The 10295-nt window shown below is 50.8% G+C and carries 4 protein-coding genes and 2 pseudogenes; 5 read left to right on the plus strand and 1 reads right to left on the minus strand.

Annotated elements, in window-relative coordinates:
* Positions 1-856: 856 nt before the first annotated feature.
* Positions 857-1441 (plus strand): annotated as a pseudogene (locus tag BUB04_RS20440) (HD domain-containing protein); the annotation flags it as partial.
* A gap of 2488 nt (positions 1442-3929) precedes the next feature.
* On the opposite strand, the pseudogene BUB04_RS18375 reads toward BUB04_RS20440, so the two are convergent.
* Positions 3930-4073: pseudogene (locus BUB04_RS18375) on the minus strand (integrase core domain-containing protein); the annotation flags it as partial.
* A 215-nt stretch (positions 4074-4288) separates the two neighbouring features.
* Between BUB04_RS18375 and BUB04_RS18380 the strand changes: the two are divergent.
* The 4 genes from BUB04_RS18380 to BUB04_RS19170 all read left to right on the plus strand — a co-directional run bounded on the left by BUB04_RS18380 (position 4289) and on the right by BUB04_RS19170 (position 9980).
* On the plus strand, positions 4289-5539 hold the full coding sequence (locus tag BUB04_RS18380; RefSeq protein ID WP_073042219.1) for an NAD(P)/FAD-dependent oxidoreductase: 1251 nt from the start codon (positions 4289-4291) through the stop codon (positions 5537-5539).
* 612 nt (positions 5540-6151) lie between these two features.
* Positions 6152-7135, plus strand: a complete 984-nt coding sequence (locus tag BUB04_RS18385; RefSeq protein WP_073042221.1) for an AfsR/SARP family transcriptional regulator — start codon at positions 6152-6154, stop codon at positions 7133-7135.
* 726 nt (positions 7136-7861) lie between these two features.
* Positions 7862-9073 (plus strand): hypothetical protein, encoded by a 1212-nt coding sequence (locus BUB04_RS19160; RefSeq protein WP_143156571.1) that lies wholly within the window; start codon positions 7862-7864, stop codon positions 9071-9073.
* A gap of 427 nt (positions 9074-9500) precedes the next feature.
* Positions 9501-9980, plus strand: a complete 480-nt coding sequence (locus BUB04_RS19170; RefSeq protein WP_143156573.1) for a DUF4145 domain-containing protein — start codon at positions 9501-9503, stop codon at positions 9978-9980.
* The last annotated feature ends 315 nt before the right edge of the window (positions 9981-10295 follow it).

Consider the following 10295-nt stretch of genomic DNA (forward strand, 5'->3'; position numbering starts at 1 on the left):
GGTCCTGCCCCTCCATCGCTCGCCCACGTCGGCGCTCGGGTCGCTCCCCAGCGTTGCCCTATCCTCCGCGTGGGTGTGGAATCGTAACACAGGGCTGTTAGTGGGCCAACCTTCGGGCAGGGTCGACACAACCCCATAGGCTTTAAGCACCTGGCAGGAAACACTTCATCCGCGTGCACCTGGATGTCGCGAAGATCAAGGAGGTGGAGACCAACAAGCTGAATACCTTGGCATTGGCGCGGGGCCAAGTGCGTAAAAATAGGTGTCGCCTTATTGCGTAAATCTGGGTGTCGCTTGACACCGTGCGAAACCCTCGGCTGCCAGGGAACTTCCTTTTCCAACCGTTCGCACAGGCTTGTATAGCCGTTGATCAGGTTCCCTACCAGAGCCAAACCCGAGTGGCTGCTGTAGAAGGCTTTCGAAGACTGTTCGATCACGATTTTCTTCATGCGAGCACCTGCCAGCTGAAAGGTTGACAAGAGATTCCATGGCACAAAACACTTGCAAATTCAAACTGCTAGATGAGATAATATAGTTATTCGACTTAAATAACATTCACGGGCTAAAAATGCAATTGATGTTATATTCATACACAATATCAGATAAGTTTACAAGTAAATATCACGACTTTCATGACGTGCTGTTTTAGGGTTCGCGCCAAAAAGGAGTACACATGACTCACAATGACGATCGGAATGACTATTTTCGTACAGGCGCTGAAAACCAAGAACATTTGCCCGTTATTTCTCCAGACATCAAAGAAGCAAAATACTGGAATTGGCTGAGCGATGAATATGCAGAGAAATTGGATCGAATTCGACATGCTGTTAGAAAACTTATAGCTGACTGTGAAAGCATGTTCCCTCAGCTTGCTGGATATACTCCTCACGGTCCAGAGCATTTCGAAAGAGTGGAAAACATAATTCATCGGTTAATACCGGGCGACAAAGTGGAAAAACTGAAAATGCGGGAGCGTTTTTATCTTCTTGCGTCAGCGTGGATACACGACGTTGGGATGCTGCGTGGATTGTTTGGCGATGAAGAGCACGATCGACTTAAATATTCTGATGACAGAATCCGAAGAGAGCATCATAAAAGATCCGAGATATTCATTGTAAACCATTTCTCCAGGCTGGATATAGATTACAATGATTCTCCCGCGTTAGCACTCTTGGCTCACTACCATCGCCGCGCTGAGGATCTTAACCGTTGTCCAATGGAATTTCCAGTAAACAATGATACTGTTGCCCTGAGACTCTTGGCAGCCTACCTTCGTCTCGCGGACTCACTCGATATTGATCAATCCCGTTCCCCAGCATCAGATTATGCCATCTGTATCGCCTATAACATTCCAATAGAATCCAAACTCCATTGGATAAAAAGTCGTCTAGTGAGCGGCATTGCCATTGAACCTGAAGCTCACAAAATTATAATTCATTTCAAAGAGCCACATCGTCCAAGCCTCTTAAAAGAATTGCAAAAAGCCAATCTGACAGACAAGGATATCGCCATCGTGATTCAAAACCTAGCGAGACTAAGAAAGATGGTGATCGACGATCTCTTAGAAGAGTTGAATTCAGTCAAAAATTTCCTAATCCGAGGTGGAATTTCCTATTTTCTCGATGTGGAAGAACGATCTACACGGATGGCCATCGACAATCAGGTCTTCCGCGAAATCGTTCTTCTCGCCAATAACTTCGACATGATAACCCACCCCAGTGCCTCAGGACTCATGGAGATTGTATTGAACACTGTCGAACGAATTGTTAGCCGTCACTTATTTAGGGACAAGGACCATATGCATCCCTCCCCTTCGATCGATGGAAACCCGGAGGATGCCGAGGTGAAATGTGGTGACACTACCGAGTTCAACGGCAGACAACAAGACAAGAACACTAAGAAGCAAGGCCCAAGGGAAAAGTGTCACACATCGGAGTCCAGCAAATTTGATGGTGCCAACGGAGACGGGAGGCATATTTCTATATATTGCAATCATAAATACAGTGCATTTCGGAATCAATATCAAGAGTTTCTTGACGAATTAGAGTGTGAGGTCATGGTAAATCGTCCATGCCATATAGGCCTGAGGAAAATCGTAAAACGATTAAAAAATTTGCTATACGAGGATTCCCTTGATGCTATCCAAAACGCAATCAAGAAGGAGAAAAAAAGGATCCATAAAGAGCGCGCTGAAATACGCAAACGCGCACATGACTACTTCGCCGAATACATCGCAACGAAGATGCCATTTGTTGAATCCAGTTCAAGGAAAAACACACCTACAAATTCATCACGTGAGCAGCTAGAAGAGTATTTGTTGTCATGTTTGTACAATCTAATCAAAGATGACTTGTCAGGTGAATCTAAGAATGGTGTGGACCCTGGAAATGCAAGGAAAAACAAGCTAGGGATAAATGTTTTGGTTTACGGCTACAGTGAGCTGGTTATTAAATCGCTGTGTGGATTTCGTGACTACATCGTTCGCATAATCCTTAATCAGGCGAGCAAAAAGATTCTTGAGAACCATCCAATCAAAATACACAAAATCAATTTCGAACAGCTAGCTTCAGACTTTTTTACCATTTATGTCTGTGAAGGGCAACCCAAGACCATGACTGCCCCAAACGACGCCTTAGCCTATCACGACGGATCGCGTTATGCAGTGGCTCTTGCACGAAGAGGATTTACGCGGGTCGTTTTAATTCCTGATCTCGTGACGGCAAACCTCCTGCACAGATCAAAACACTCACAGATCCCTCCGATACACTTGGTGTTGCTCGGCGCCAACGGGCTTGAGCTTCTTCAAGACAATAAGGTTGGTGGCGACAAGGCTAATGGGTATTTTCGACATTCATCGGGACATATGGCAATTGCCGCTCTAGCTCGCAACCTGAAATTAATAAAAGAAAACATATATTCACCAAGACTGGTGTTGGTTCTCACTACCTCTAAATGCTTAATAAGAACAGGCAATGCGAATGACAAGAATAATCCTGATGCCGACTCACATAGTGGGCGCCGCTATGAAGTAATCACGGAAAAAGACGGATATATATATTTTGCTATTGATGACAAAGAAAACACAAGGAACCAACCTTTTTTGGTGCGAGACGAGGAGGTTAGGTCTCAGCTTTACAATAATAATATTAAAATTTATAACCCACGAGAGGACTGTGTCCCAATTAATATGGTGGATGACGTTATATTGGAATTTGAATATCGTATGGATGTGTCTAAGGACGAAAGCTTAACTGGCCTTATAAATACATTAGAAAATAAGATTGAACAGTAAAAAGCATATTGTGTAATTTTGCAGGTGTTACCCAAATCCGTGAACAGGAAGACGGCAGACTGACGGTGGAGCATTCGAAAGCCATCTCGGAGCTCGTTGACGCCCTGCATGGATCCTATCAGAACTTTCCGGGCCGTCAGAAGCCGGGAAAAAAGCGCTTGCTATCATGATATTCTGCGGGCGCAATAACCCCTACCCTTGATCCGTGAGCGTCATTTTAACCAAACAAATAGGATATTCCATCTATAATTTTGAACTTACACGCATTCTGTGCTATAGAGTTTCCTGTCAATCTTTCACCTGGCAGGTGATTGCATGAAGAAAATCGGATCGAACAGTCTTCGAAAGCCTTCCTTAGCCGCCACTCGGTAAGGTGGACTCCATTGTCAAAACAACGTTTGGAGACATTTAAGGTGTTGTCTCGATTCTTCACAACCCCGCTTCGAGTTTCCATGGCTCTCTGGTCCCGGATTGGGGACCCAGGTTCCCGATATGCCTTAAGGGACGTGCCCTCGCTGTAGACAGATTCGCGGAGGGACGCCGAGAATGGGCCCAACCGTGGCTCGTCGGAGGCGGCCCTCCGCGACGGCCCGGAAGGCTCAATTCATGCCGCACACCCCATGCTTTTCCCCTGGCAAACCTCCGCCGGGGTTCTGCCCTTCAGGCCCTGATGGTGACGTTCATTGTTGTAAAACTCAAAGTACCTTCGTAGTCCTTGGATAAGATCCTCCACCGTCTCGTAATCACGAAGATAGACGTCCTCATGCTTCAGGCTCCGCCACATTTCCGTTTCATCGCCCCCCCTTCCTAGAGAAAGACACCTTAACATGGTGTCTCAGTCTTTGGGGTCCACAATATAGACTCCGTCCCGGGTTGCTTCCGCTCAGGCGGCTATCCATCTCGACAAATCGGCCATTGACGAGGCATCGTACTCGTGTGCAAAGTAGCGGACGGGTTTCAAGGCACCGTCATCCATTTTCCCGGAAAGGACTTGGTATGCATGAGAAAAGGTCGGACGTTGCGATCGTGGGAGGCGGCGTGATGGGACTCATGACCGCCTACTACCTTGCAGGTGAGGGAGCGGCGGTGACCGTGCTGGAAAAGGGGAGGCTGCCGGCGGGAAGCTCCTATGGCAACGCGGGTCTCATTGTGCCGAGCCATCTCCAGCCGCTCTGTTCCCCGGGAAACGTGAGGGAGGGACTGCGCCATCTTCTAAACCCCACGGGGCCCTTTTCCATCCACCTGTCCCCGAATCTCAGGCGCTGGGCATGGCTTGCGGGATTCGTTCGGAACAGCACCGCAGCCCATGTGAACTACGCCGCGGGTGTTTACAGGGAGCTGGCGGAAAGAAGCCTGGCCCTCCACGACGAGCTGGCCCGAAAGGCGGGTTCGGTCTACGAGTATGCGCGGGAGGGCCTGCTTTGCCTTTATGAAACCCGACAGGCGCTGGAAGCGGCGGCCAGGGAGGCGGAAGAGCTCACACGGGCGGGGCGCCCCGCTCGGATCCTGGACGAACGGGCCGTGCGGGAGATGGTTCCGGCGGCGGCCCCGTCCGTCATCGGCGGGGTACTCCAGGAACCCGACGGGAAGCTCCAGCCGGCAGCCTTCGTCTCCTGGCTGGCGGACCAGGTGCGCCGGGCCGGAGGTCACATCCTGGAAGAAACGGAGGTCTTCGGGGCGTCTTTTGCCGGGAAGGCGGTGCGGCGGCTCCAGACCACCAAAGGCCCCGTGGAGGCCGACCAGGTCGTGCTGGCCGCGGGCGCCTGGACGGGGCGCGTGGCCGCCATGCTGGGCCGCCCGCTTCCCGTGGAAGCCGCCAAAGGGTTCAGCATCACCTACGACAGGCCTTCAGGAGCGCCCTCCCTGCCGCTCCTGCTGGAAGAAGCGCGCGTGGCCGTCACGCCCTTTGCCGACTCCCTCCGGCTGGCCGGCGTCCTGGAGCTGGCCGGCCTGGACGATCGGCTTTCGTCCGCACGGATCCACGCCATGGAGCGCGACCTTCGAAGGAGTCTGCCGGGACTCGGTTCATTGAAAGTAAGAGAAGTCTGGCGGGGCTTCCGCCCCTGCACGCCCGACGGCCTGCCCTTCATCGGGCGCCTCCGCCGCCCGCAAAACGTTTGGGTCGCCACCGGACATGCCACCAAGGGCATCTTTCTCGGGCCGGTTACCGGAGAGTTGACGGCCCGCCTGCTTTCCGGCAGCCCACCGGATTCCGCCCTCCTGAAGGCCCTGCATCCCAACCGGTGACGGAAAGATACGAAAGCGGGCAGGATCCGCGCAGGGCGCAACGTCATCACCCAAGGGATGGCAGCAAGCGATGAAACACCGCGTCGATACCGCCAACCGAATCTCCGTCAACTGCATCACTTCGTAGCAGGACCGAAGTTGCAGGGGCGAAGGATCCTTCGCCCCTGCAGTCGGCGTTTTCCTTGCCTTGGACCCTTGCGCATCCCCACAAAACCATGGATGTTCGCTTCCTGGGAACGCCGGGGGATCCGGAAAGATGTCCACAGGATAACGGCCTAAACTGGAGGATCTTTCACCGGCTTTGTCTATCACCACGGGATACACGGACGGGGATAAGCCCCGCCCCTACCCAAGGGATCGACGTGTGCTTGCGGGTCGGACTTTACCCCCGCCCTTCAAGACCGCACCTTGAGCAAGAAGGCTCCAATCCAGGAACAGCCTTCTCCGCCCGGGGATTCTTGTGGTCCTTGATTTCGGCTTGCCCAGAGGTTTTAATGGGCAAAGCATCCGGCCTTCACGGAACGCTTCCGAAAAGCCGGACTCGACCACTGGCCCCTATCCTCGCATCCGCATGCCTATATTCCAGGGGGATCTTCCCGGCAAGGAGTCCACATGGAACGGCTATCCGTTCATCTCTTCGGGGGGTTTCGAGCGGACCGCGGAATGCCCCCGCAGCCGCTGCATCTGACGAGAACCGCCCAGCATCTCTTCGCCTACCTGCTTCTCCATCGCCGCAGGCCCCATCCCCGGGAGGTCCTGGCCGGAACGCTCTGGGGGGAAACGGACGACGAGAAGGGCCGAGCGTGCCTCAATACGGCTCTTTGGCGCCTCCGAAAGGTCCTGGAACCGCCGCCCGTTCCCAGAGGCACCTTTCTTTTGACCACATCCTCCGGGGAGGTGGGACTGAACCCCGACGCCCCCCTGACCCTGGACGTGGCCGCCTTTGAAGAAAACCTCCGGGGCGTTTCCGCCTGGTCCGAAGCGACGCCCGATCCTTGGGAAACCAGCCGGGTGGAAAAGGCCCTCACGCTTTACCAAGGGGAATTGCTCGCCGGCTTCTACGAAGACTGGATCCTGGAAGAGCGGGAACGCCTCCACTGCCTCTACATCGACGCCCTCACCGGACTCATGTACGCCCACAAGCACCACGGCAACGTGGCAAGAAGCCTGGAGACGGCCCTCCGAATCCTGAAGGAAGAGCCCTTTCGGGAAGATGTTCATCTGGTGGTGATGCGACTCTATCAGGAAACCGGGCAGCGCTTCATGGCGCTTCGCCAGTACGAAAAGTGCCGCAGAAGCCTCGAGGAGGAATTGGGAATCCCACCGTCCGAGAAAACCCGCCGGTTTTATGAAAGCATCAGGCCGCCCCGCCGCACCAGCTCCAAACCGCCCCCTCCCCTCGAGCCTCCGGACGACGCCCCCCTTCGCCATGCCCTGGCCACCCTCAAGCACGCCCTGGAGACCCTGGAAAGGGTCCACCGGGACGTGATGGAAGCCGCCCGCACGGTTTCCCGTCTCTTCGAAGAAGGACACCAAAGCCCGCCCGATGGGGAATCCTCGGCTTTGGGTTCGTCCGAACCTTCGGAGCCGTTTTAGGCCACTCCGCTGACTCTCACCCCTCCCCCGGCCCCCAATGCTGTTGACTTAAGGGCTGTCATTAAGGGTGCAATTTTCATAAAACCCTGAAGTTCTCCCTGCAAACAGTTTCAACCTTCTTGTAATAGACTGTGGAATTTGGGATAAATTAGTAAAGTGGCTGCGGCGACTCATGCAGACGAAGCAGGGGACGGCATGTTACAAGAACTTTCGGAGGCGCTTTCGGGCCTGGTGCTAGTGCGTCGGGAGCGGCCGAAGGAGCAGTAGCGGCCCATCCGTGACCCTGAACTTTGACTCCATCGACCGTTGGAAAAAAGTGAACGACGACATTCCGGATAAGCAAATTGCTGATTATCACCAATCTCCATAACAGGGCGAATAGATAGACAAGGGTAATGGGATGGCTTTGGGTGTTGGTGCCCTGATCACCGATGTTCTCAATACCTGCAGACATGAGTAACCCGGCGGCACACGCTCCGGGTGGGCTTCTTCCAATCAGAAATCGCGGCCTAAGGGAGATTGGGTAGAATAACAAGTTCGTGGGACGCTACGCGTCCCACGAACGGGCGCCGCGGAATGGCATCCACGTGTTCAGGGACGCGCTCTGCGCGCCCTCGAACACGCGGCTGCAGCGGACGGACGCTGCGGCGACAAGACTCGCCTCCGCGTCCGCCGCTGATCCGCGGCGCCCGTTAAACGCTATTTGAATTACTGGAGCAGCTTTTAATGCAAAAACAAGTAAATCAACGACAACTTGCTTGGATAGCAGCAAGACATGTATTAGAACCAGAAAAATTTTTTGATTTTGCTGATGAACTAAAAAATAACGCAGATTTCGGCCCAGTTCAGAATTTAGCTATTACATTAAGTGGTGGCGCTTTGCCACTTCAATTAACAGGTGATCCCTCCCAAGTACGTTCAGAATATGAGCAGTTGACAGATAAGCGATTTACTTCTGTAGCTATAAAAGCTGTATTCCCAAATGCTCAAAACCTAAATTTAACTTTATCCGCACATTTACAATTTGGGCACATCAACATTTCTATCCAAAATGGAACAGAAGAAATTATTCAAAAAATATTTCTTTTGGTTAGCGAATTTTTCCCACGTTCTACAGGCCCTTCCGATGAAGAAATTGAACAGCAATCTGTTAAGCTTGCTGAGATGATCAGGGAAGCTGAAAAGGCTGTACGTGCTGGAAAAGAGGCGGAAAAAAGCACTAAAGAAATTGAGAACATAGAGAAGTCATCAAAAAGGATATTTGACACAATTCAAAATCATCTATCTGAGTCTGAGAAATTATCCACACAAATTAAAACTCTTGCGAATGAATCATCCCAAAAGGCAACAGAAATTAACAATTTACTTAATCAAATACAATCAAATCGTGATACTAGTCAAAAGTTGCGTGATGACATTGGTGCGAATGAGGCAAAAATCAGAGAATTTTTCAATGAAATAGAAAAATATCAAAAAACTATTGTATCAACAACAAATGAGGCAAAAAATAAAATTGAATCCTTTCAAAATGAGACTTCAGCGATAATAGAAAAAAACAAATCGCTTCAAAAAGAGGTTAAGGAACATCTTCTCAAAGCGGTTGGAGCATCGTTATTTAGCGCTTTCGAAAAAAGGAAGAAAAGAATTGAATTCTCTAAATGGATTTGGGCTGCATTAACCGCCACCGCAATTATTGCTCAAGTGTTAGTGATTGTTTGGATAGCCAACCATGTTCAATCTATTCAAGGAGATATTCCATTTTATAAAACCCCTGGGTTTATCTTGCGCGTTACTGTAAGTATACCTATAGTCTTCTTCATTGGATATGCGATTCACCAGTATGCAAAAGAAAGGGAATATGAAGAACTTTACGGATTTAAGTCATCTATATCATTTTCTTTGTCACCCTATCTTGATTTAGTAAAAAAAATTAAATGAAGATCCTCAAAACGCTGATCATAAACAATTTGTAATAGATACTATTAGACAGATATTTGAAAATCCACTAGCTTATCGAGAAGAAAGAATTAAGACTAGCAAATTGGATTCTAATTTCGTTAAAGACTTGTTGGATAAAGTAATTAAAATTATTGAAAAAGGGCGATAAATCTGAGCGGGCGTTTAACAAGTCGCTCCACCTGACCGCTTTTCCGCTGCGCTCCATAGCGGCAGGTGAGCTTGGTCGTTCGTGGGACGCTGCGCGTCCCACGAACGGGCGCCGCGGAATGGCATCCACGTGTTCGGGGACGCGCTATGCGCGCCCTCGAACACGCGGCTGCAGCGGACGGACGCTGCGGCGAGAAGACTCGCCTCCGCGTCCGCCGCTGATCCGCGGCGCCCGTTATGAGCCAAAGGGAAATCATATATGGATAGCTGGTGGCAATTAGGAGAGTGGTACGGACAACGAGGCGAAGAACTTGCCGTATATCAAATTACTTGTCCTTTCTGCATGGAAAGAGGCAATTTCAAAACTGTGTTTCACGCTGAAAAGAAGAAACCAAGTTCAGGTAAAAAGTTGAACTTCGATACTCTTGAATGTGGTAATTGCAAAGGATATGTAATGGTACTTTGGTCTGCGAGTGAGCACGGTCACGGTCATGGACTTCACGACTATAGAGTTCTACCATGGCCTTTAAGATATGAAAAATATCCAGAACACTGGCCCGAGGCTATAGGAAGATATTGGCTTCAAGCAAAACGTAATATCAGAGATGAAAATTGGGATGCCGCTGCCGTAATGGCGAGAAGTGCGTTACAAATTGCACTCAGAGATCATGGTGCCAAAGGGAAAAATTTAAAACAAGAAATTGATCCTGAATCCGTGAATAGAAAGGCTGCAGACTGACGGTGGGGCATTCGAAATCCATTTCGCGGCTGGGCGACGGGCGCTTTCGACTCCTCCGCAGGCCTCCGGGCCGTCAGAGGGCGGAGAAACCGCTTTCGAGGGTGATATTTTACGCATTTCGAAACACAGGTATCCCTTCAAAACCTTGCGGTCAGTCCGCTTGCATGCTCTTGAGGAGGCCCGGACTATGCCGGGCAGAACCTGAGATACACACTGCGAAAAGCACGAAAGGCCGGACAGTGTCTTCCGAACTGCAACTTCAACCGGCGCCCTGTTCGGATCACTCGGGCCGCCAGGTACATCAGTTCCTGGATC

It is taken from the genome of Desulfacinum infernum DSM 9756 (genome assembly GCF_900129305.1).
GTDB classification, from domain to species: Bacteria; Desulfobacterota; Syntrophobacteria; order Syntrophobacterales; family DSM-9756; genus Desulfacinum; species Desulfacinum infernum.